Raw genomic sequence first — 20,618 nt, 5'->3', positions numbered from 1 at the left:
CCTCGGGAATCCAATCAAGCACCCGTCCCACCCTTCATGTTGACGTATACCGCTTCAAGCTCGTCGGGTCCGAGGGGGGACGTCGAAGCGGCCAATAGATCTATCGTGTATGAAATCCTCTCTATTCCGCTAGGAACGCGCCCCGAAACGAAAGAAGACGGCGTGATACGGGGAAACCCAAACTCTTTTACGTTGTAAACATAATGGCCCGAGGTCCTAAAACGATACGTCTGATAGACGTCACTGAATTGGCCCCGGTAGCCGGACTTCAGAAGAAGTGTGTTCAAGAGTCCGGGCTCAACCTGCAACGCTCGAATCCTAGCAACGGCGGCAGGAAGTGAGTCACCCTCTGGGTCAGGTTCATAGCGATACACATCAAGGTGGAGACTTACGTCTGCCCGGCTGTTGAGTTGTTCAACGCTGCTAATCCTGACCCGGAGCCCCTCCCTGCCCGTAGTTGCCTTAACCTCAAGCGCGTGTCCCACCGTTCGAAAGTCGTGTTGCGACTTTCCGGGTCCAGTCCAGACGTTCAAGTCACGGTATGGGTCGCTCACTAGTATCTTCTCGAGAGTGTGAAGTTCCGCAAGTAGGCCTATGATCTGGGGGGCCGAAAGAATGGCTGCCTTCTCCGCTTCCGCAAATAGCGAGCGCCAACGATGAACCACATCCACGACGACGTCGCACGCTTTACCGCGGCGAGGCAGCGACCGAATCAGATCATGAACAAACATCAGAAAGACATCGTTGAGATCTGGTTTCAGACAGGAAACCCCTACGTAGGCCTTACCGCCAGCTTCCTGGCGACGCAGTTGAACTGTTGACGCTGTGTTGTCGCTGGGAACTGTTTCACCGTGCGTCAGCGGGACAAGAACTACGAAGTGGCCATCCACGTCAACTGCGGCTTGGAGCTCACCTGCACCGACACTGTGTGGAAGCGCATGCCACGTCAGCACTGAACTTTGTTCCATGGCTAGTGCTTCAACGACACCCCACACGGACTCAACCGTTGGATTAGTGTCCATCGAACGAAACTTGGTTCAGAGAGCTTTCGCTGTCTTCGTATTCTGCATCGTCGGCATCGTAAGAGTCGCTGACGTCTGTTGAACTCAGGCTTCGTAGATCCACTTGAATCATGTCGTCTGGTTCGGAGCCACCAACTGCTTGGGGCAACGAAAGCGCGACACCTACGAGCGTGTTCACAGCCTCAAGCGGAACGCGAACTACACCATTAGGTTGCCTATTAGCCTGGGGCCCCGGCATGGAATTGGCCTCGATCGGATACAGCAGCAGCAGCGGTACTCCGCTATCGTTCCTCGCCGCGATTGCATCCTGCGTGTTGCTTATAGAGTATCCCTCAGCGATATCTGCGCTAAAATCCGCGGTGGAAGTTATAGCTTTCAGGTACGCCGTGTTCGGAACATCTGACTGATATCCCTGAATCTGAGATCGATTTACAGGGTGAAACCACAAACCACCCCCAATCTCCACAGGCTTTACGGAACTATTTGAAGCATTCTTATTTCCTACGATAGCAATATTCCATTTACTAAGGCCGCCAAAGTCTACTTGCCGCTTCACATATTCGGCCAAATAACCGCCAGCCATTTCACTATCTGCGTGGAAGTTGTAGCTGTCGAGGAATTTGACAACTTCCTTGGCGTCGATTCCGTGAAGAACCTTGGTACCCGAATGTAGCTGGCCATTGAACTCCGCATTGAGCCCTGCATTTTCTAGGAGTGTCCGTGCAGCATCAAGATTCTTGTTCACGACTGCATCATTCTTATGTTCGAAGTGAATGGTCTGGGGTCGCGACTCACTAAAGGATGATGAAACCGGAACGGCATATTGCATTTTCAGCTTCGCGGTTGCTTGCATTTTAGGATGGAGGAGGAGACGAACTGCTAGTTTGCTTGGCGTGATTCCCTTCTCCGCATATCGGTTAATGTCTTCTCGGATAGATGATTCTACGCGTGACAAGAATTCAAAATTACTGGCCAGGGCGGAAGTGGTCCAAACGCGAGGGAGGTCTGAATAACCAGGACGGTACCCGAACCAACGGCCCATTTGCAAAGCAGAATCATACATACCGGAGCTTCGCAGGAAGAATGATGAAACGAGACCTTCGAGAGTCAATCCTCTCGAAAGCGTATTTCCACCAATAGCAATTACCGTTGCTGGATCATCCGAATATATTAGCCGGTCATCCGAGGAGCTATTATCTGCCACCACGTGAACCTTCGACAGAACATCATTGACGGACACAGACATCTCTGAAAATGAGATGGGCCTGAGACCGTGTCTCTCAGCCGGTTCCGCAATTGTTTCAAAATCCCATTGAGAACGCCACGAGTCAACATTCCCAGAAGCCCATTCAGCGGCCAAAGCCTTAACAAATTTTCGGACGACGGGAACAAACTGCATCTGAGGCGCTACTCTCATCGTCGTATGTACAAGCATGCTGGAGTGGGAGATCTCCCCAGACCTCGCCCTCCGTGCTGCCGTGGCCATCACAAACCAGCGAATCGCATCCGCTAAAGCCGGCGAAATTAACGGTGAGTAGACTTGCTTGTTCTTCACGACATAACCCAATGCTTCTTCCGTGGGAACGAAACGAATCATGTCATGTCCGGCGATGACCCGAGACTCTTCGTCTTCTAACACGGCAGCACCGAAAAGCTCTTCGGCCCCAAAGTACCCTTGAGGCTTCGGGAGAGAATAGATGAAATCCCTAGGATAAATTCCCACAGCGTCCTTAGGGTTGCATAGAACGTTTGCAAAGGGAGTCGCGGTGTAACCCAGATAGCTGACCTTTGGAAGACTCAAGAGCTCTTTGATTTTGGCATGAATGGCCGTCTGATCGAGTTCCGCGTCTTTAGCCGTATTGACACTGGCTTGATCAGCTTCATCATCAATAATTAGTACTGGACAGTTATCCAGTGCGCCGTGTTTTTGAGCAGTGCTGAGCCATTCAACAAGATTGGACAGACGTGAAACGTTCTTTTTCACGACAGCCAATAAGCGAAGTGGACTACCTGCGAGCAGCGGGAGGGCTTGGACTGGATTGCCAAAATCTGCAGTTTCAGAAGTGAGAGTGATCCAGTTTATTGGGTTTAGATCGACTATCTGCTTCTCTAAGCGAAGTTGTGTCTGCCGTCGTAGAGAATTATGGACTCCGGACAATACAATGAAAAGGCGATATCCCGTGTCCGCTGCTTTTGCAATCGTTGCAGTGAAGTTGGCAGTTTTACCGGATTGCACATATCCGACAACAAGGCCACGTTTCGCGAAGTGCGTCGACGAGGGGTCACCGAGTCGCGCCACAACATCTCGGGACGTGCTGTCCAACGATGCCACCGCGGGAGCCCAATTCGCATCCTGCATCAGGTGATCCTGCAACTTCGGCCAGAAGGTGTCTCCAGGCTGGACGCCTGCATACCAGGGCTCGGCATCAGACGCGTCAACAGTCGGGCTTGTTCTCTGCCTGAAGACGTCCGAGGCAATGGCCACGTGTCGTTCTACAACCTGTTCGATGAAATCTGCATCAAGGCCAAGGACAGCTAGGGTTCTCCCGGCTTCTTCGCGGCTCTTGCCTTGCTTGATCAGCAAATTTAGCTGTTCAAGTGCTGTCTCGTGCTTTGACGTCCACGTCATCCTTGCCCCAATGTTCTAAGTACGATGCGATATGCCTAATTTTGCCTGCAGGATCCCAGTTTCTCTAGGCACGACACGACGGGGCGTTTCAACGTGCGGACAGCTGTGAATGCTCCGCAGCACAAAAGAGAAATCGACTTCTAGGGGGACGGCATGGAAGCTTGGCAGTGAATCGTGGTCTTGTCGGCGGGACTATCCGCACTCTTCGTTCTGGGGTCCATCATCTGGGCCATCTTCGACGTCCTTGGGGCGGATCGATTCGATCAAACAGCGCGAGCCATCTGGGTTTTGGTGTTGTTCCTTGCGCCCGTGTTCGGCCTCTTGGCATGGCTCTACATGAAACCGCGGCTGACTCGTTCCCCGTGGCACTAAAGGCGGCATCCGCCTTCGTGCCTTTGACAAAAATGTCAGCCGCCCGCGATCTCCCGCAGCGCCTGTAGGTGCGCCGTCCATACGTCCCGCCCAACAGACGTCAGGCTGGCAGACGTCCGGGGCATCTTGCCGGCGAAGCTCTTCTTGATCTTCACGAACTCTGCCTTCTCCAAAACCGAAAGCTGCTTGCTCAGCAAGGAGTCACTGACTTGGATGGCGTCGCGCAGGTCCTTGAAGTCCAACGACTCCGCTTTCGCGAGCGCGGCCATGATGGAGAACCGGACCGGCGAATGCACCACTTCGTTCAGCTGATGGCGCGGGTGTTCCGCGGGCGTGCTCATGCAAGAAGCTCGCGGAAGGCGGCGGCGAGGCCAATAGCGGCCAACGCGATGGCGGCCGGAATGAAGAACCAGAGGTTGCCGTCCGGGAAGAAGTAGGTTCCGCCAACCAGCGCCACAACGTACAGGGCGAAGTAGGCAACGAGGGACGTGAGGAACCGTTTGGTGTAACCGGCCTTTGTTGACCTTTGGAACATGGGCCAGATGCACGCCGTCACCGCGCCCCACGCGCCCGCCGAACAGGCCAGAAGCGCCGCGCCGTATCCGGTATGCAAGACGATGTGCATGCCGATCATAAGCAGGGAACCCATGATCGCGAGGCTCGTGAAGAGGACGGCTACGGGCCAAGCCGCCGCGTTGATTGACGTGGCGCCCAATGAGTCCGCTTTGGCCAGCAGTTCGCGTGCTTCAGTTGCCGAAATGTTGCCTGCGTTCTCATTCATGATTTCCCCAAAGTAGTCGTGACATCCAGTGACCTCACTGTAAGAAAGTACTTTCCATTTTGTCAAGTACTTTCCAAAGACGGTCCGTTGTCGCGACGCCGTAACACGGGACCCAACCCGGTAAGTTGGAGGAAGAAGTTACACGACCCTCGCTGAGTTCCACGCCCCGCCTCACGAAAGCAGGATCCAATGACTGTCTCTCCCCTGATCTGGGGCATCACCATCGTTGTCATTCTGGCGCTCTTGGCGTTCGACTACTTCTTCCATATCCGCAAGGCCCACGTCCCCACGCTGAAAGAGGCGGCGGTCTGGTCGTCCATTTACGTGGGCCTGGCTGTGCTGTTCGGCATCCTGGTCCTCGTGTTCGGCGGAGCGCAGATGGGGTCGGAGTACTTCGCCGGCTACATCACGGAGAAGGCCCTCTCCGTGGATAACCTCTTCGTCTTCCTGATCATCATGGCGAGCTTCCGGGTTCCGCGTGAGGACCAGCAGAAGGTGTTGCTGTTCGGCATCGTGTTCTCACTGATCGCCCGGACCGGCTTCATCTTCCTGGGCGCGGCTCTGATCAACTCGTTCGCGTGGGTGTTCTACCTGTTCGGCCTGATCCTCCTGCTGACCGCCGGCAACCTCCTCAAGCCCGACTCCCACGGCGACGATCAGGCGAACAACTTCATGATTCGGCTCGCCAAAAAGCTCTTCCACACCACGGATAAGTACGACGGCGACAAGCTCTTCACGGTGGTGAACGGCAAGCGTGCGCTAACCCCGATGCTCCTGGTGATGGTGGCTATCGGCGGTACGGACATCCTCTTCGCGCTCGACTCCATTCCGGCGATCTTCGGCCTGACGCAGAACGTGTTCATCGTGTTCACGGCCACAGCCTTCTCGCTGATGGGTCTGCGGCAGCTGTACTTCCTGATTGATGGCCTCCTGGATCGCCTCATCTACCTTTCCTACGGACTGGCCGCGATCCTTGCGTTCATCGGCGTGAAGCTGATCCTCCACGCTCTCCACGAGAACAACCTCCCGTTCATCAACGACGGCGAGCACGTAAACGTCGTCGAGATCTCCACCGGCCTGTCGCTCAGCGTCATCTGTGGAACGCTCATCCTGACAGTGGTCCTGTCCCTGCTCAGCCCCGCCGGTAAGGCCCAGACCGCCATCAACAACGCGCGCCGCCACGCCGTCGACTACCTCGACCTCGACTACACCGCCGACGCCGCCGAACGCGAACGCATCTACCGCGCCCTGACGGCGGAAGAGATGCAGATCGCGCAGATGCCGTTGAAGTACCGGAACAAGGCAAAGGACGTGGACAAGATCCGGGAGCAGGTTGCAGAAGCGCATCGCCAGCACGAGGAATTCCTGCGGCGGTAGCTGAGTCCGAGCTCCGATTCGATGCCTCGCTGCGTGTTAGACGCTTCCTACCGTCTAACACGCAGCTAGTCCTCTAAACGGGCAGCCGGGCGCGTCCCGAACACGCAGAACGGCCACCCCAAAAGCCCCACAAAAAGGAGGAGAACGCCTCTCCTCACTTTCAATCTATACGGCACAGGGGGCCTTGCCGCAAGGGCCGGGGCCTGCCGCACAATGGGGAGCTGAATCCGGACCAAGGAGCTCCCATGCCTCTCGCAACCAGTGCCTTCAACCTGCCTGAGCACCTATCCCCCAAAGCCACTCCCTCCCTTATCGCCGGCGATGAGCAGCACTTCGCAGCCATCGCCGCGAGCCTGGAACAGACCATCACGGACCTGTCCGTGCAACTGGAAGCCATCAAGAAATCCTCCAGTCGCTTCGGCCAGGAGGCAGTCGAGAAGGACATCGAAACGCGTCGCCTCACGGGCAGGCTCAAAGCACTGAAAGCGTACGGCCTGGACCTCTGCCTCGGCCGGGTCGTCACCGCAGAAGACGAGGAAACCCTCTACATCGGCCGCCTCGGACTCACGGACAGCGACGGCCAACGGCTCCTGATCGACTGGCGCTCCCCCGCTGCCGAACCTTTCTTCGGTGCAACCCACGCGAACCCCATGGGCCTGGCCGGCCGCCGTCGCTACCGCTGGACGCGCGGCCGGATCACCGACTACTGGGACGAGTCCTTCACCAGCGGCAGTGAAGCGAACCCGGCCCTGGGGGATCTCTCAGCGTTCATCGCCAGCCTGGGCAGCAGCCGGTCCGCAAAAATGCGCGACGTCCTCGGCACTATCCAGGCGGACCAGGACGCCATCATCCGGGCCTCGTCCCGCGGTGCATTGGTGGTCGACGGCGGCCCAGGTACCGGCAAGACGGTGGTCGCCTTGCACCGGGCAGCGTACCTGCTCTACTCCGATCCCAGGCTCGGGCACAGGCGTGGCGGCGTACTCTTCGTCGGTCCGCATCGGCCCTACCTCAACTACGTGGCCGACGTCCTTCCCAGCCTCGGCGAGGAGGGCGTGCAAACGTGCACCATCAGGGACCTGGTTCCCGAAGGAGCCGCCGCGGCGCCCGAGCCGAGTGCCGCCGTCGTACGCCTGAAAACTACGGCAGACATGGTCCGGACCGTTGAAAAGGCCGTCCGGTTCTACGAGGAACCGCCTAAGGACGGCCTCGAGGTGGAGACGCCGTGGGCGGACGTGTGGCTCAGCGCGGACGACTGGGCCGAAGCGTTCAACGCGCCATCGCCCGGGACGCCGCATAACGAGGCGCGCGAGGACGTCTGGGAGGAGCTTGTCACCATTCTGCTGGACAAGTTCGATACCGACGAGATCCCCGAGGACCTCCTCAGAAGGGCGTTCGCCCAAAACACCGAGCTGACGGACGCGTTCAACAGGGCTTGGCCGCTGCTGGACTATGCCGAACTGGTCGCCGACCTTTGGCGCGTTCCGGCGTACCTCCGGCTGAGCGCGCCGTGGCTCACTCCGGAAGAAGTGGCTACCTTGCAAAGACAGGAACCTAACGCCTGGACCGGGCCCGACCTCCCGCTTTTGGACGCTGCCCGCCAACGCCTCGGCGACCCCCGCGCGGCCCAACGCAAGCGGCGTCGGAACACCGAAGCGGCTGCCGAAAAGGAACTGATGGATCGCGTGGTGGAGGATCTCATCGCGGCCGACGACTCCGAACTCCAGGTCATGTCCATGCTGCGCGGCGAGGATATGCAGGAAAAACTGGCCGACGATGACGTGCCCATCGCGGACCCCGACGTCCTGGCCGGGCCCTTCGCGCATGTGGTGGTGGACGAGGCGCAGGAACTCACCGACGCTGAATGGCAGATGCTCCTTCAGCGCTGTCCGTCGCGCAGTTTCACGGTGGTCGGCGACCGCGCGCAGGCCCGTCACGGATTCACCGAATCATGGCAAGAGCGGCTCGAGCGTGTTGGCTTCGGCACCATGAATCTGACCAGCCTCAGCATCAATTACCGCACGCCCCAGGAAGTCATGGCCGAGGCCGAGCCCGTCATCCGCGCCGCCCTCCCCGACGCCAACGTGCCCACGTCCATCCGGACCGGTGGCCTGCCGGTGGTGCACGGTTCCATCGGCGAGCTGGCAACCGTGCTCACCGACTGGCTTGAAGCGCACCCTGAGGGGGCGGCTTGCGTGATCGCCAAGTACGACGCCGGAACGGGTTCGCTACCAGCGTCGCCGCGCATCCGGGTGCTGGCGCCGGAACTGGTGAAGGGCCTTGAGTTCGATCTGGTGGTCCTGGTTGATCCGGACTCATTCGGTGAAGGGATCGAAGGAGCCGTGGACCGCTACGTTGCCATGACCAGGGCGACGCAGCAATTGATGATTCTTAAATTCTGACCGCTTTTCGCGTCACATCCCGTCCCGTTGTGCCACTGAGTCTGAAAAGTATTCGCGGTTGAAAGACCCGTGCGCACAAGAGGGATGACTCATGAACCAAACCAAGGACCCCGGGGACGCCGTGCAAGCAGATGCTGGCTGGATTGTAGCCACCGACTGGACCGGGGTGCGGGGACGCAACGTCGAGGTCTATGAACACGGCGAATTCATGGACCGCGGCAAGGTGGACACCGTCACCTCCGATGGCCGCATCCTCTGGTTGTCCTTTCAAGGCAACATCCCGCGACGAATCATAGAGAAGTTACCCGAAACCACCATCCGGGTCCTGCCGGATTAACTGGATCGCTCCTCAAATCCCGTTGTCGTTTCCCGCAACCCTATAGACACCGCCGGCACCAGCATTGAGCACCATCACACTGAGAGAAACGAGCATGCAGTGAAAACTTCATACCCCCGGCGGTTATGGCGAGCAGCCGCCGCGTCGTTGGCCGGTGCAGCATTGGCGCTGTGTTCCACAGTCGGCCCCGCCGCAGCTGCCCCGGTGGTCGACGGTGACCAAACGGGCTCAATTACGGTGCACAAGTTTGAAAAGCCCGTGAAAACGGGCGGCGGCGGCCACAACGGCGGCGGCAACCACCGCGGCGATGGCAACGGCTTCAGCGCGTTCGCGGCTCCGGACACCTCGGGCTTCACTCCCTTGGCAGGGGTCGAGTTCACCATCCAGCAGGTCAACACCCTGGACTTGTCCGCCAACGCGGGATGGGAGGCCGCCAACAACCTGAGCCATGTGTTCGATCCCCAGAACTCCACGGGCTCGATCACAGGAGCGGGATACACGCTGGGAACGGCCATCTCGCAGACAACAGCCGCCGACGGAACGGCCGTTTTCGCCAACCTTCCCATCGGCTTGTATTTGGTCACGGAGACGAACGTCCCGGCGGGAGTCACACCGGCCGCGCCGTTCCTGGTAACCATCCCCACCACGGATCCGGACAACCAGAACAACTGGCTGTATGACGTTGATGTCTACCCCAAGAACTCAGTCTCCACTGCAGAAAAGGCCGTCACGGATGCCCCGGATGTGAAGCTTGGGGACCAAATCGACTTCACCATCCTCGGTGACATCCCCAACGAACCGGTGATCGACGGCTACAGGATTGTGGACCATCTGGATGCCAAGCTCACCTATGTCGGAACAGATGTGACCTTGGTCGACGGGACAGTGTTGGATGCGAGCGACTACGACGTCGTTTTCGATGCGGCCACGAATACTGTCTCAGTGATCTTCACAGAAGGCGGCCGTCAGGTGCTGGCGGTACGTCAGGCCACCCGGGTCCAGGTGGTAGTTTCCGTGGTGGTCAACACCGTGGGCGAGATCGAGAACGAAGCCCTGCTCTACCCCAACGCGTCCAGTGTCAGCGTTGCTCCCGGACAACCCGGCGGCCCGGTAGTCACACCTCCGGTAGTCACGAAGTGGGGCGCCATCACCGTGGAGAAGATCAACGAATACGGCGAAGCGCTGTCGGGTGCTTCGTTCTCTGTCTACACTTCCGAGGCAGACGCCAAGGCCGGCACAAACCCGGTGGTCATCGACGGTCAAACGACGTTCACCGTTGCCGCCGACGGAACCCTGACCATCTCCGGACTGCGCTATTCGGATTGGGCTGACGGGGGCGCCGTAGCGCCGGGAAGCCCTGGTTTCCGGACCTACTACTTGGTGGAGAACGCCGCGCCCGCAGGCTACGAGCTCTTGGCCGAACCCATCGAGTTCCTGGTCAATTCCTCCACCACCACGGTAGGGGTGGACCTGCAGGTCAAGAACGTTCCCAGCAACGGTGGATTCCAGCTGCCTTTGACCGGCGGCACCGGAACCGCCCTCATCTACACAGCCGGTGTTCTGATTCTGCTTGGCGCCGTGCTTGGGATCCTCCGATCCCGCCGGACCAGAAAATGACCGCGGGAGTCCTCAAACGGTGAACCTACAGATGGCTGGTCCCGGCCGCCGGCTTCTTCCACATCACGGAGAGCACAATGACCACCAGGCTCAGAGCGAGCATCACCCACACCATGAGCCCCCAGTTCGCCTGGTTGACGCCCGGCCCGTAGAAAACTCCAATCAACACGGTGGCTGTGATGGCGCCGAGGTACCGGCAGGTCTGGAAGATGCCGGCAGCAACACCGCGTTCCTCGGGGCGGGCAGAAACGTAAAGGGCTTGGTTCGAAGCAGTGCTCACCGCACCGTACGGCACACCCATGACGGCGGTGACCACCAGCACCAGCGGCGGCCACAGGGACAGGGTCAGCAGCCCCAGAGCCGCCGAAGCAATGGTCAAGACGCAGACTCCTGTGATGAGTACGGCCCTCACGCCGAACCGTTCCATCAACCGAACGGTAAAGGGCGTCACTACAACCGACAACGATGCAAGGGGGAGCATCAGCAGGCCCACCAGTCCGGCGTCGTAATTTCCTGCTTCCTGCAGCAACTGCGGAACGCCGAAGAACGCAAAGTAGTAGACCCCGCTGAACACAATGAACACGAGGTAAATCAGCAGCAGCGGACGGTTCCTGCCCAGGAGCCGGAGGTCCACGAACGGCGGGCGGAAGCGGAGCTCACGCCACGCGAACAAGGCACCGATCACGACGGAGACTGCCAGCAGGTGCCAGCGGAACCCGGGCATGACGTTGAGCAGGGCCATCATGGCGAGCATCAAAGAGAGGACGAAGGCGAGTATGCCGGGGATGTCCGAGTCGCGGATGAGCTTGCCGAGGGATCCTGTTTCCTGCCCGGTGTCGGCGGGCGCGGCGCGCTGGACAACCAGCAAGGCGGCCAGCGCCAGTGGGACGTTGATGACGAAGAGCGCCTGCCAGTCGAAGAGGCTCACCAGCAACCCTCCCACCACGGGGCCTACGGCGGCGGCGGAAGTGTTGGCCATTTGGATACGCCCCAGCGGACGTGTGGTGGGTTCGTTGGCCAAGCGGCTGAGTTCGGTGACCATGACCACCGCGCAGGGGTACGCGGTCGCAGTGCCCACGGCCATCAAGGCCCGGGCCACACAGACGAGCGCGAAGCTTGGAAGGAACGGGGCGATCGCGCAGGTGACCGCGACGAGCGCCATTCCGAAGGTGAACAAACGGCGGGGGCCAAAACGGTCGGCCAGCCTGCCCATGAGCGGCTGGCCTGCTGCGGAGGCGAGGTAGAACGCCGTGATCACCCACGTGACCGTTGCGACGTCGAGCGAGAAGTCCTCCCGCAGCACCACCAGTGCCACCGCAATCATGGACGAGTTCAGCGGGTTGAGGGCTGTACCGATGCTGAGCGCCGCGACGGCCAAACCGGGGCGGGAGTTCTTGTTCGTCACGTACCCAGTCTGGTCCATGGTTGCCCCGGGTCACGAAACGCCGGAGGGTGGCCGTCAATTTTGCTAGATCATTCGGTGGTCAATCGACCGGAGGGCCTGAAAGCCGGGGACGGCGGGCGGCGCTACGCGAATGATCCAGCAAATTTGGGCGGTGCTACTTCAGTCCCCAGTAGGTCCTTCGCTGGTCTCGAAATGACCAGTCGTTTTCGATGAATATTTTGCCGCCTTCAATCGCAGTTGGAGGCACATCCATACAGACTTGGTAGGTTGCAGAACCACCCTTCTCCAACGTAGGTACTTTCATTTCCCCGTTGGTTAGAGAGGCGCCGCAGTCGCTACTGTCGTACTGACGTGCGTCTGAACCGACGAACGTCGGTGAGAGGTCGAGCCAAGGGTTTCCTTCCTTTGCTCCCATATAAGTCACAGATATGTCCACCAGAACGTACTGTCCATCTGGCTCGTCGTTGAACCGATAGTTGGCGAGGACGTCGTCGTTCGCGTTCAGCTTCACCCCTGTGACGGCTGCTTGATACTGATTACCCAGCAGGGCAATGGTCCCTATCGGGTGGGGGCCGCAGCAGAGCCTGCGCTGACTTTTGGTGTCGGAGAAGGGGAAGGCGTGCTGGACGGGGCGGCCGACGCCGAATCTCCGGGGCTTGCGGTCGGCAAGGCGTCCATCGCCTCGGCAGCTGCCCTTGAGCCGGAGGAATATGCGAAAACGGTAAGGAGGGCGCCAAAGAGTGCAACAGTTCCCACGGTCGTAGCAGCTATGGCCAAGCCCCTCAACGACCCTCTGTTCTTCTTCCCGCTCACAAGTGCGATGACTCCCAAAACGGCCGCCGCTAGTCCCAACAGCAAGGCAAGGACATTGAGTACCGGGATCCAGAATAGGACCAGCCCTACTGCCGCCAACACGAACGCTGTGGTAGTAAGCACCTTCCCTGGCTCATTGGAAGTGGAGGGTGCCTCCGGAACGTCGAGCCAAAACTGGTGCCCCTCCGGCGCTGGACCCCAGCTGGGGTTAGGCTGCCAACCCACTGGTGGTTGCCAGCCGGCAGGCGGCGCAGGCCAATTCGGCGGCGAGTTATAAATCTTCACTTTTCCCTTTCAAGCCCAGCTCATGAGCGCCCCATTCAGGCTCTGGCATGGATTATATCCGGCACCGAACACCCGGATTGGACGGCCCGGAATTTCGACAGGCAAGTGCATAGATTCGAGGGAGAGCTATCGTTACATCTCGATTTTTTTTGAAACTTCCGACACAAAGTAGATAGTACGTGCAAATTATCCACGCCCGTTTGGTAATTGCTTACACTAAGATCGCCGCTGGCTTGGGGAAGCGCGCACTAGTTGCCTGTTATGTCCCTTGGCCTGATGGTTGCATCGACTCGCATCGTTTCAAGCAAAAAGGGTAATAAAAAATGAGTGAACCGTATTCCGCCCCCGTGGCTCCCAGCCCGGCGGACCCCAACTACAACCAGCCTGGCAAGGGCAACGGTTTTGGAATCACCGCGCTGGTTCTCGGAATCGTGGCCGTAGTCTTCTCTATCATTCCGATACTTGGTTTCATCGCCTTCATCCTCGGCCCGCTAGCAGTGATCTTCGGCATCATCGGCCTGACCAGGAAGTACACCAAGAAGGGAACCTCGGTTACGGGCTTGATCCTTGGCGTTGTCTCAGTGATCGTTGCCATCATCGTGACCTCAATCGTGGCAGCTGCAGCAAATAGCGTCAGCGAATCTCTGAATAAAGAACACACGATTCAGTATGTGGTCACGACAACCGGACCGGCACAAGTAACCTACTGGAACGGCTCGGGCTCTTCTAATGAGGACATCACCTCTGAATGGAAGAAAGAACTGACCACCACAGGATTCGACTTCACGACACTTTCCGTTTCGGGAGATTACACAGCCGAGTCCTCAGTTTCATGTGAAATCTTTGTGGACGGCGTCAGCGTTTCAAAGAATACCGGAGCAGGAACCGGCGCTCACGCAAGCTGCTCGGGATCAAGCTCGAGCAAGTAATATTTCGGGAGAGCGTCGGGGTAACATACCCCGACGCTCTCCTTGCATTCCCACTCAGAGAGCGGGCGTGTCAAGAAAGGCCTAACCGAACCCTACGCAAGTCCGCCGCTGTTACTCTTCGAAGTGCGTCGTGACCTTGCCCGAGGACACGGCCGCAATGATCGACTGGGCCAGATGGCGGAGCTTGATGTTCCGGTTGCTGGAAGCCGTCCGCAAAATGGTGAAGGCTTCCTCTTGGCTGCAGTGGTTCTGGGCCATGATGGCGCCCACGGCAAGGTCGATCACGGTGCGCGACTGCATCGCTGCGGCGAGATCGTTGCGGGCGTCGCTGAGCTGGGCGATCTTCAGGGCCAGTCGAAGTGATTTGGATGCGTGGGACGCGAAGACCTCTGCCCGTTCGACGTGGGTCTCGCTGAAAGCATTGGCGCGTTCGGAGTAGAGATTGAGGGCTGCGCGCGTATCCCCCTCAACCAGGAGCGGAACATTCAGTAAGCAACGCAGACCCTGCCTTGATGCCGCGGCAACGTACTCGGGCCAGCGGTATTCACGCGTGAGATCCGGCACCAGGACTGAGCCCATCTGATCCATGGCAGTGCGGCAGGGACTATCGAAGTCGTTCTGGAGATCATCCAACACCCGGGCGCGATCGTGGCTGGTGGCCACTGTGGCGGCGCGCTTTTTTCGCAGGACGGTGATGCCGCAAAAAACCGGCGAGTCGGGGTGGGAGAGACTCTCTGCCGAGAATATTGCCAAGTCCGTTAGGAACGCCTCGACATCTTCACTACCGAGGACAAGATCCAGAAAGTATCCATTCTGGAGAGCTTCCTGCTCGGGGTGGGGGTTGACCATGTGACGTATTTCCTACTGCCTGAAAGCGTCCCTGGCCTACAGCAAAGGAGCGAAAAAAGCCGCCCTCTGCAAAACGGTCTGGGAACACCTTATCGTCCAACGATCAACGGTACAAAGTGCGCCACGGTCTGGTTGACCTGCGGCTTCGCACCCTCCCCGGACCGCATCGGACGACGCCTTCCACCTGTCGCATTGCATTAGAACTAAGTATGCTTACTATTACAGTTCGCATCGAGTGCAGGACCACCAGCGCAAAGGAGTTATTTCATGGGCATCGAAGAGAGCATCGATAAGGCCGCCGAGAATGCGATGGAAGACTTGGCCGGCACGTCGGATCCCGTAAAGGGCGACCAAGTGCCGGAACCAAACCAGAAAGCAGACGACATCCAGGTGCACTCCTCGCTCAGCGAAGGATCCAACGCCATGGATTCCGACACCCCGGAAGAGCAGGCCCACGCAACGTCCGGCCGCGCGGGCTCTTCCGACTCACGGGTGCCGGCCACTGGCGATGGCAGTGTTGAGCAGTACACCGGAATCACGGACAGCGACATCAACCAAGACCGCGAAGGAGACCGGGACATTCCTACGGCGGCAGGCGACGTCCCGGGACCGGCAGGCCTCCCCGACGGCGATCCGGACGCGCTCAGGGCAGATCCGTCCGAGGGCGGCGAGGACCCGTCGACAAATATGGGTCGAGGCTAGGGCCGGGCGTACCGCCACGACCCGCTTTCACAGGCGAACGGCCACTTTGCAACCGGCTGCAGTTGCGGAGTGGCCGTTCTTTGTCCAAAGAAGGTCGTGGAGGCCCGCCGGAGCGGCCCTACGCCATCTGAGCGTCCGCCTCCGGATCGCGCCTGGCGTCGATCATCCCGGCCACCTTTGCTTCGAGCGCAGCCAGGGTAACGTCGGGCAGTACGATCAGGCCATCAAGCTCTTTACGGGCACGCTTGTAGGCCGTCTGACGCTCGGCGGGCGTCGCGGCAACGTCCTCGGCGATCCTCAGCAGCTTCCGTGCCGTGGCCAATCGATCGCGTTCGGGGCCGGTGAAGTTGGCGTCCTTGATGCGCTTGGCTTCGTGCTCGGCAATTTCGAAGGCGATCTCGTAGCTGCGGACCGCCGACCGGTATTCGGCGAGCCTTGCCGCCGTCGTGATGTCAGCAGCAGCCGCTGGACGCAGGCCGTCGGCTTCTTTCTTGGCTCGCAAAAAAGCTACCGTCAGCGGTTCCCGCACATCACTCATCAGCGGATAGTCGATGAGCTTTCCAACGTCCAGTTCATAGTCGAGCCACTTGTGGTTCACGGCCTCGTGAGCGGCCATGAGCACTGCAACCTCGGCTTGGCTTGCCTGCTCCGCAACCACCTGTTGGTTCTTCAACGTGTACAGCTCCACCTTGCGACGGTGGCGGCGCTCGTTGGCCTTGGAGATCGACTTGGCCCACCCGCCGGCCATGCCGCCAAAGACGAAAACCAGCCACCAATAATTGCCAAGGAAGTTGAAAAGGGGTTCCACAGAGCAATCCTCCCACCTGCTCTCAACACCCAACAACCCGCAGCCTCAGGGCGGCAAGCACGTTTCCAAGCAGGAGTTCTTCTTATGCTCGGTACGTCAAAGCGTTAGTTTGACTGGTTGCTCGGTACGCTTCGTAGAACATCGTCACCCGCATGGAAGGACACCATCGTGCCCAACACGAACGGCCACAACGACGTGGCAACCTCTGCAACCGCCCCGCAGCTCAACGTAGTCGTGGCCGGTTCCACCAGCGCTGCAGGGCAAGCGGTGGTCAAGGCGCTCGTCGCGCTGGGAGCGCGGGTGGCCGCCGTCGATCTCGATGCAGCCCGCCTTGAAGCGCTTGCGGAAGACCTCGACGGCGTGACGCCCTACACCTGCAATCTCGCCAACCGCGAGGCAGTGGAAAAGCTTGCGGCCTCGGTCCGCAACGACCTTGGGCACGTGGACGGACTCATCCACCTGGTGGGCGGCTGGCGTGGCGGCGAAGGCATCACGGGCCAGAAAGATGAGGACTGGGACGTCCTCCACACCAGCATCATGACCACGCTGCGCAACACCTCGCGCGCTTTCTACGCCGCCCTGGAAGCTTCCCCGCGAGGCAGGCTGGCAATCGTGTCGGCCACGAGCGCGGCCAAGCCCACGGCAGGCGGCGCCGCGTACTCGGCCATCAAGGCAGCCTCGGAAGCATGGGTCCTGGGAGTTGCAGACGGCTTCAACGCAGCCCAGTCCGGCCACAAAACCGAGCCCAAGGAACAGACCTCGGCGGCAACCGTCTTCGTGGTGAAGGCACTGTTGGATGACGCCATGAACGAAGCGGCCCCGCACCGCAAGTTCCCCGGCTACACGCACGTCAACGAGCTGGCCGAACACATTGCGGCGCTCTTCGCCGCTCCCGCGGCGGACATCAACGGCACCCGCCAGCACCTCAGCTGAGTTCCGCCGTCGTACCCTATCGCTAGCATGTCCGGTATGGACCAGCGACTGCATTTCATCACGTTTGCCACGCCGGATCTGGATCGAGCCCGCGCCTTTTACAAGGACGGGCTCGGTTGGGATCCGCTCATGGACGTGCCCGGTGAGATCATTTTCTTCCAGGTCGCACCCGGCCAGGTACTGGGCCTCTTCGACGCCGGGAAATTCGACCAGGACCTCGCCTCAGGCACAACAACCACCGGTGTCAGCGGGGTGACCCTTTCACACAACGTCGGAAGCCAGGAAGAAGTGGTCGCCACCATCGAGGAGCTCGTCGCGGCCGGCGGCACCGTGCTGAAGCCCGCGCAGGCAGGGGCATTCGGCGCATCTTCCACGGGCACGTCCAGGATCCGAACGGCATCGTGTGGGAAATCGGCTACAACCCCGGCTGGAGGATCGAGGAGGACGGTACGGTAGTCTTCGGCTGATTGGCATACCAAATCATCCTTGCGCTTCCGGGTTTCATCTAAAATCTTGCATTTCCGCATCAACTTCCTGCAATCTGGAATACCAAAGTAGAACCAATGGCCATTGCGTTCCGGCATTTCCTCCAGGAGTACAACGATGTGCAACCACGACCACACCTCAGCACCCACGCCAAAAAGTGAGCTGCCCCGCCGCGGAGTCCTCGCCGGAGCTGCCGCGCTGGCAGGAATCTCGGTAGCCGGGCTCGCCGCCCAGATGGTCTCGGCTCCCCCGGCCCTGGCCGACAACCCCAATTCAGGCCCGAACTACCCGGGCAAGGCCCTCACCACCCAGGCCCTGATCATCGAAGGCGGAACGGTGGTCGACCCCAAGACCGGCGACGCCGTGGCTGACGGCGTCGTGGTTCTCGACGGCGGCAAAGTGGCTGCCGTCGGTAGCCGCGACGAAACGCGCAAGGCCGTTGCCGCCGTCGTACAGCGTGCCCGTGTCCTCAACGCAACGGGTCGGTGGGTCCTTCCCGGCCTTGTGGACGCGCACGTCCATGCCAACGCGCTGGCCGATGCCCGACTCCTGCTCCAAAGCGGCGCCACCAGCGTCCGCAGCGGTTCAAGCTCCTTCTACCAGGACATCGCTTTGGCTGCCGTACCGTCCTGGTCTCCGGGCATCTCGCCACGGATGACAGCCGCCGGCCTCTTCATTTCACCGGACCAGGGCGACTCGCTGTTGGCCGACCCGGACCTGGCCCCCTTGGCGATGCTCAAGAACGGCGTGACGGAGACCCAGGATCTGGCCTACCTGACCCGGGTCAACATTAAACGCGGCGCTGAAGTGATCAAGACCCGGGCCAACCCGCGGGCGGGCCTTCCCGAACAGGACCCCCGCGAACTGGTGTACGACGTGGAGCAGATCGGGGCAATCGTCAAAGCCGCCAAGGGCGCCGGAGTGCTATGCCACGCGTACAGTGCTGAAGGCATCGACGGCGCCGTCCGGGCCGGCGTGCGCAGCATCGAACACGGTGTGTTCGTCAGCGAAGCAACCATCCACGACATGGCCCGCCGCGGAACATACTTCACGCCCACCATGGATGCGATCACCAGCATGGCCACGTCCGCCAACCCGATCCTCGCCGCCCGGGGCAAGGAATACACGCCCATCCTCCAAGCTGCCGTCCGCGCCGCCAAGGACGCGGGCGTGACGATCATTGCCGGCACCGACTCGTTCGGTACCGACGTCACTCCGATCGGCACCGAGGTCCGGTTGCTGTCGGAGGCCGGCCTGACCCCGCTGGAAGCCTTGCAGGCCGCCACCACCAACGCCGCACGGCTGCTTGGCCGTGGCGACGCCGTCGGCCGCCTTGTACGGGGCTCGCTCGCCGACGTCGTCATTGTCGACGCCGATCCCCTGACCGACGGTTCGGCGCTCGAGAAGGTGAGCACCGTCGTCGCACAAGGCGCAGTGGTGCGTACCAACCTCTAGTCGACGGCCTCCCCTTCCCGAGTTCGCCGGAAACGTGCCAGGACCTACGAAGGGACCAGCGTCCACGCACGCTTCCGGCGACCTCGGCCCCGCGAAGAGAACGCGGAGGGGAAACCGAAGAGAAACCGTTGACATGTGACTAAATGGTCACCTATCGTAGGGCTCATGGACCTAGTGTTCAAAGCCCTCGCTGATCCAACCCGTCGGGAATTGCTGGACGAGTTGTTCCGCGAGGACGGGCAGACCCTCTCTGCCTTGGGAGCCCGGTTCGAGATGACCCGTTTCGGCATCGCCAAGCACCTCAAGCTGCTGGAAGAGGCAGGCCTTGTGGTGACCCGCCGTCGGGGGCGTGAAAAACTGCACTTCCTGAATCCGGTACCCATCCGGCTCATCCACGATCGTTGGGTGAGCAAATATGCAGAACCATGGGCCGCTGCCCTCAGCGACCTCAAATCCAGATTGGAAAGTCCCATGGAAAAGATCTTCGAGATTTACATCAAGACCACCCCGGAGCGGCTCTGGGAGGCAATCACCACTAGCGAGATCCGCAGCAAGTACCAGTTCGGAAACACGTTCACCTCGGACTGGACCCCTGGCGGGAAGTTCCAGATGCACAACGTGAAAGCGGATGCCCCTCTCGGCGAGGGTGAGAACATCGAGGTGGATCCCCCGCGCCGGCTGGTTCAAACCATGACCGCACTGTGGGGCGAGGACGTGAAGGCTGAAGGCACGTCGCGCATCACATGGGAGATCGAGCCGGTGGGCGACTCGTGCCATCTCACCGTGACGCACGATCAACTCCGCGAAGGCGCCAATGACCAGCTGTACGGCGGCTGGCCCATGATTCTCTCCGGCTTGAAGACCTGGCTGGAAACCGGTGAAACCCTGACTACCCCGGGCTCGTTGATGTACGCCTGACCAGCCCGTGAACAATCGCTAGGATTGCTAAATGACCCACGATAGCGAAGTTGAGGTTCCGGCAACCACAACACCGTTCCAGCAATTGCTGCAATCGGGAAGTGTGCGACCCGCAGCGGCAGCCGCTGTGGATTTCGCCAACATTAATCGCGTGAAGTTGACGACGGACACAGCCACGATCCTGGCTGAAGAACGAGACAACTCGTAGGGGACCTAGCCGGATATCCCAAACCCTGCGAATTCGCCCGTGGCATCGGACAACTCCGAGTCCACGCGCTCCACACGGCCGGGCGCGTGGGAAGAATCCAGCCAGTCCAGGAGCCGTTGGACGTCGTGGCGCGGGCCCTCGGCAACAACTTCCACTGTGCCGTCGGAGAGGTTGCGGACCGTGCCCGTCAGCAGCAGCTCGTCGGCCTTACGGGCCGTCCGGTAGCGGAAACCAACCCCCTGGACCACGCCGGAAACCCGCGCTGTGAGCCTCACTGCATCTGCTGCCATGGA

At 60.1% G+C, this 20,618-nt stretch carries 21 protein-coding genes; 12 read left to right on the top strand and 9 right to left on the bottom strand.

Annotation, left to right across the window (positions count from 1 at the left end; all coding sequences use genetic code 11):
- Nucleotides 1–14: 14 nt before the first annotated feature.
- A complete protein-coding gene (locus tag RI444_RS05275) occupies nucleotides 15–1,022 on the bottom strand; it encodes a PD-(D/E)XK motif protein (protein ID WP_207605011.1) in 1,008 nt (335 codons plus the stop codon).
- Complete coding sequence (locus RI444_RS05270; protein WP_207605012.1) at nucleotides 1,012–3,651, bottom strand: Z1 domain-containing protein; 2,640 nt, start codon at nucleotides 3,649–3,651, stop codon at nucleotides 1,012–1,014. The genes RI444_RS05275 and RI444_RS05270 overlap by 11 nt, the downstream gene beginning before the upstream one ends.
- A gap of 174 nt (nucleotides 3,652–3,825) precedes the next feature.
- Here RI444_RS05270 and RI444_RS23045 point away from each other — a divergent pair, with 174 nt between their 5' ends.
- Nucleotides 3,826–4,023 carry a PLDc N-terminal domain-containing protein gene (locus RI444_RS23045; protein WP_410510798.1) on the top strand — a complete coding sequence of 66 codons (198 nt, stop codon included), beginning with the start codon at nucleotides 3,826–3,828 and terminating at the stop codon, nucleotides 4,021–4,023.
- 35 nt (nucleotides 4,024–4,058) lie between these two features.
- Here RI444_RS23045 and RI444_RS05265 read toward each other — a convergent pair whose 3' ends face one another.
- Nucleotides 4,059–4,364 carry a winged helix-turn-helix domain-containing protein gene (locus RI444_RS05265; protein ID WP_207605014.1) on the bottom strand — a complete coding sequence of 102 codons (306 nt, stop codon included), beginning with the start codon at nucleotides 4,362–4,364 and terminating at the stop codon, nucleotides 4,059–4,061.
- A complete protein-coding gene (locus RI444_RS05260; RefSeq protein ID WP_207605015.1) occupies nucleotides 4,361–4,804 on the bottom strand; it encodes a hypothetical protein in 444 nt (147 codons plus the stop codon). The genes RI444_RS05265 and RI444_RS05260 overlap by 4 nt, the downstream gene beginning before the upstream one ends.
- A 189-nt stretch (nucleotides 4,805–4,993) precedes the next feature.
- On the opposite strand from RI444_RS05260, the gene RI444_RS05255 reads away from it, so the two are divergent.
- The 4 genes from RI444_RS05255 to RI444_RS05240 all read left to right on the top strand — a co-directional run bounded on the left by RI444_RS05255 (nucleotide 4,994) and on the right by RI444_RS05240 (nucleotide 10,534).
- The gene (locus RI444_RS05255) at nucleotides 4,994–6,181 is read left to right on the top strand and encodes a TerC family protein (RefSeq protein WP_207605016.1); all 1,188 of its coding nucleotides are present in this window, start codon (nucleotides 4,994–4,996) and stop codon (nucleotides 6,179–6,181) included.
- Between the two features lie 245 nt (nucleotides 6,182–6,426).
- Entirely contained in the window at nucleotides 6,427–8,580 is a 2,154-nt protein-coding gene (gene helR, locus RI444_RS05250; RefSeq protein WP_207605017.1) for an RNA polymerase recycling motor ATPase HelR, read from the top strand.
- Nucleotides 8,581–8,671: 91 nt separating this feature from the next.
- Entirely contained in the window at nucleotides 8,672–8,917 is a 246-nt protein-coding gene (locus RI444_RS05245; protein ID WP_207605018.1) for a hypothetical protein, read from the top strand.
- 99 nt (nucleotides 8,918–9,016) lie between these two features.
- Nucleotides 9,017–10,534, top strand: a complete 1,518-nt coding sequence (locus tag RI444_RS05240) for a SpaH/EbpB family LPXTG-anchored major pilin (protein WP_207605019.1) — start codon at nucleotides 9,017–9,019, stop codon at nucleotides 10,532–10,534.
- 25 nt (nucleotides 10,535–10,559) lie between these two features.
- Here the strand turns inward: RI444_RS05240 and RI444_RS05235 are convergent, their stop codons facing one another.
- A complete protein-coding gene (locus tag RI444_RS05235) occupies nucleotides 10,560–11,957 on the bottom strand; it encodes an MFS transporter (protein WP_207605020.1) in 1,398 nt (465 codons plus the stop codon).
- Between the two features lie 136 nt (nucleotides 11,958–12,093).
- Nucleotides 12,094–12,450 (bottom strand): hypothetical protein, encoded by a 357-nt coding sequence (locus RI444_RS05230; RefSeq protein WP_316963873.1) that lies wholly within the window; start codon nucleotides 12,448–12,450, stop codon nucleotides 12,094–12,096.
- A 934-nt stretch (nucleotides 12,451–13,384) separates the two neighbouring features.
- Here RI444_RS05230 and RI444_RS05225 point away from each other — a divergent pair.
- Nucleotides 13,385–13,966, top strand: coding sequence for a hypothetical protein (locus tag RI444_RS05225; RefSeq protein ID WP_207605022.1), 582 nt, complete (start codon nucleotides 13,385–13,387; stop codon nucleotides 13,964–13,966).
- Nucleotides 13,967–14,077: 111 nt separating this feature from the next.
- Here the strand turns inward: RI444_RS05225 and RI444_RS05220 are convergent, their stop codons facing one another.
- Nucleotides 14,078–14,815 carry a GAF and ANTAR domain-containing protein gene (locus RI444_RS05220; protein ID WP_207605023.1) on the bottom strand — a complete coding sequence of 246 codons (738 nt, stop codon included), beginning with the start codon at nucleotides 14,813–14,815 and terminating at the stop codon, nucleotides 14,078–14,080.
- Between the two features lie 267 nt (nucleotides 14,816–15,082).
- Here RI444_RS05220 and RI444_RS05215 point away from each other — a divergent pair, with 267 nt between their 5' ends.
- Complete coding sequence (locus tag RI444_RS05215) at nucleotides 15,083–15,517, top strand: hypothetical protein (protein WP_207605024.1); 435 nt, start codon at nucleotides 15,083–15,085, stop codon at nucleotides 15,515–15,517.
- A gap of 118 nt (nucleotides 15,518–15,635) precedes the next feature.
- On the opposite strand, the gene RI444_RS05210 is transcribed toward RI444_RS05215, so the two are convergent.
- The gene (locus RI444_RS05210; protein WP_207605025.1) at nucleotides 15,636–16,325 is read right to left on the bottom strand and encodes a hypothetical protein; all 690 of its coding nucleotides are present in this window, start codon (nucleotides 16,323–16,325) and stop codon (nucleotides 15,636–15,638) included.
- Nucleotides 16,326–16,493: 168 nt separating this feature from the next.
- Here RI444_RS05210 and RI444_RS05205 point away from each other — a divergent pair, with 168 nt between their 5' ends.
- From RI444_RS05205 to RI444_RS05185, 5 genes are all read left to right on the top strand, one after another.
- Nucleotides 16,494–17,258, top strand: coding sequence for an SDR family oxidoreductase (locus RI444_RS05205; protein ID WP_207605026.1), 765 nt, complete (start codon nucleotides 16,494–16,496; stop codon nucleotides 17,256–17,258).
- Between the two features lie 36 nt (nucleotides 17,259–17,294).
- Complete coding sequence (locus RI444_RS05200; RefSeq protein ID WP_242703133.1) at nucleotides 17,295–17,714, top strand: VOC family protein; 420 nt, start codon at nucleotides 17,295–17,297, stop codon at nucleotides 17,712–17,714.
- A 147-nt stretch (nucleotides 17,715–17,861) separates the two neighbouring features.
- Nucleotides 17,862–19,199, top strand: a complete 1,338-nt coding sequence (locus RI444_RS05195) for an amidohydrolase family protein (protein WP_062095528.1) — start codon at nucleotides 17,862–17,864, stop codon at nucleotides 19,197–19,199.
- Between the two features lie 165 nt (nucleotides 19,200–19,364).
- Nucleotides 19,365–20,117 carry an ArsR/SmtB family transcription factor gene (locus RI444_RS05190; RefSeq protein WP_062095525.1) on the top strand — a complete coding sequence of 251 codons (753 nt, stop codon included), beginning with the start codon at nucleotides 19,365–19,367 and terminating at the stop codon, nucleotides 20,115–20,117.
- Between the two features lie 31 nt (nucleotides 20,118–20,148).
- Nucleotides 20,149–20,325: a hypothetical protein gene (locus RI444_RS05185; protein WP_168529604.1), complete on the top strand. Its 177-nt coding sequence runs from the start codon at nucleotides 20,149–20,151 to the stop codon at nucleotides 20,323–20,325.
- 5 nt (nucleotides 20,326–20,330) lie between these two features.
- On the opposite strand, the gene RI444_RS05180 is transcribed toward RI444_RS05185, so the two are convergent.
- A complete protein-coding gene (locus RI444_RS05180) occupies nucleotides 20,331–20,615 on the bottom strand; it encodes an acylphosphatase (protein WP_207605027.1) in 285 nt (94 codons plus the stop codon).
- Nucleotides 20,616–20,618: the final 3 nt, after the last annotated feature.

The sequence above is a fragment of the Paenarthrobacter sp. AT5 genome (assembly GCF_032764245.1).
GTDB classification, from domain to species: domain Bacteria; phylum Actinomycetota; class Actinomycetes; order Actinomycetales; family Micrococcaceae; genus Arthrobacter; species Arthrobacter ureafaciens.
Note: the sequence above shows the minus strand (reverse complement) of the source record. Positions and strands in the feature narration are given on the sequence as shown.

What these genes read in the sequence shown, in the direction of transcription:
- RI444_RS05255 (WP_207605016.1), top strand. Translation starts at nt 4,994, where the DNA reads ATGACTGTCTCTCCCCTGATCTGGGGCATCACCATCGTTGTCATTCTG.
- RI444_RS05195 (WP_062095528.1), top strand. Translation starts at nt 17,862, where the DNA reads ATGTGCAACCACGACCACACCTCAGCACCCACGCCAAAAAGTGAGCTG.
- RI444_RS05265 (WP_207605014.1), bottom strand. Translation starts at nt 4,364, where the DNA reads ATGAGCACGCCCGCGGAACACCCGCGCCATCAGCTGAACGAAGTGGTG.
- RI444_RS05190 (WP_062095525.1), top strand. Translation starts at nt 19,365, where the DNA reads ATGGACCTAGTGTTCAAAGCCCTCGCTGATCCAACCCGTCGGGAATTG.
- RI444_RS05215 (WP_207605024.1), top strand. Translation starts at nt 15,083, where the DNA reads ATGGGCATCGAAGAGAGCATCGATAAGGCCGCCGAGAATGCGATGGAA.
- RI444_RS05260 (WP_207605015.1), bottom strand. Translation starts at nt 4,804, where the DNA reads ATGAATGAGAACGCAGGCAACATTTCGGCAACTGAAGCACGCGAACTG.
- helR (WP_207605017.1), top strand. Translation starts at nt 6,427, where the DNA reads ATGCCTCTCGCAACCAGTGCCTTCAACCTGCCTGAGCACCTATCCCCC.
- RI444_RS05270 (WP_207605012.1), bottom strand. Translation starts at nt 3,651, where the DNA reads ATGACGTGGACGTCAAAGCACGAGACAGCACTTGAACAGCTAAATTTG.
- RI444_RS05180 (WP_207605027.1), bottom strand. Translation starts at nt 20,615, where the DNA reads ATGGCAGCAGATGCAGTGAGGCTCACAGCGCGGGTTTCCGGCGTGGTC.
- RI444_RS05200 (WP_242703133.1), top strand. Translation starts at nt 17,295, where the DNA reads ATGGACCAGCGACTGCATTTCATCACGTTTGCCACGCCGGATCTGGAT.
- RI444_RS05245 (WP_207605018.1), top strand. Translation starts at nt 8,672, where the DNA reads ATGAACCAAACCAAGGACCCCGGGGACGCCGTGCAAGCAGATGCTGGC.
- RI444_RS05220 (WP_207605023.1), bottom strand. Translation starts at nt 14,815, where the DNA reads ATGGTCAACCCCCACCCCGAGCAGGAAGCTCTCCAGAATGGATACTTT.
- RI444_RS05275 (WP_207605011.1), bottom strand. Translation starts at nt 1,022, where the DNA reads ATGGACACTAATCCAACGGTTGAGTCCGTGTGGGGTGTCGTTGAAGCA.
- RI444_RS05235 (WP_207605020.1), bottom strand. Translation starts at nt 11,957, where the DNA reads ATGGACCAGACTGGGTACGTGACGAACAAGAACTCCCGCCCCGGTTTG.
- RI444_RS05185 (WP_168529604.1), top strand. Translation starts at nt 20,149, where the DNA reads ATGACCCACGATAGCGAAGTTGAGGTTCCGGCAACCACAACACCGTTC.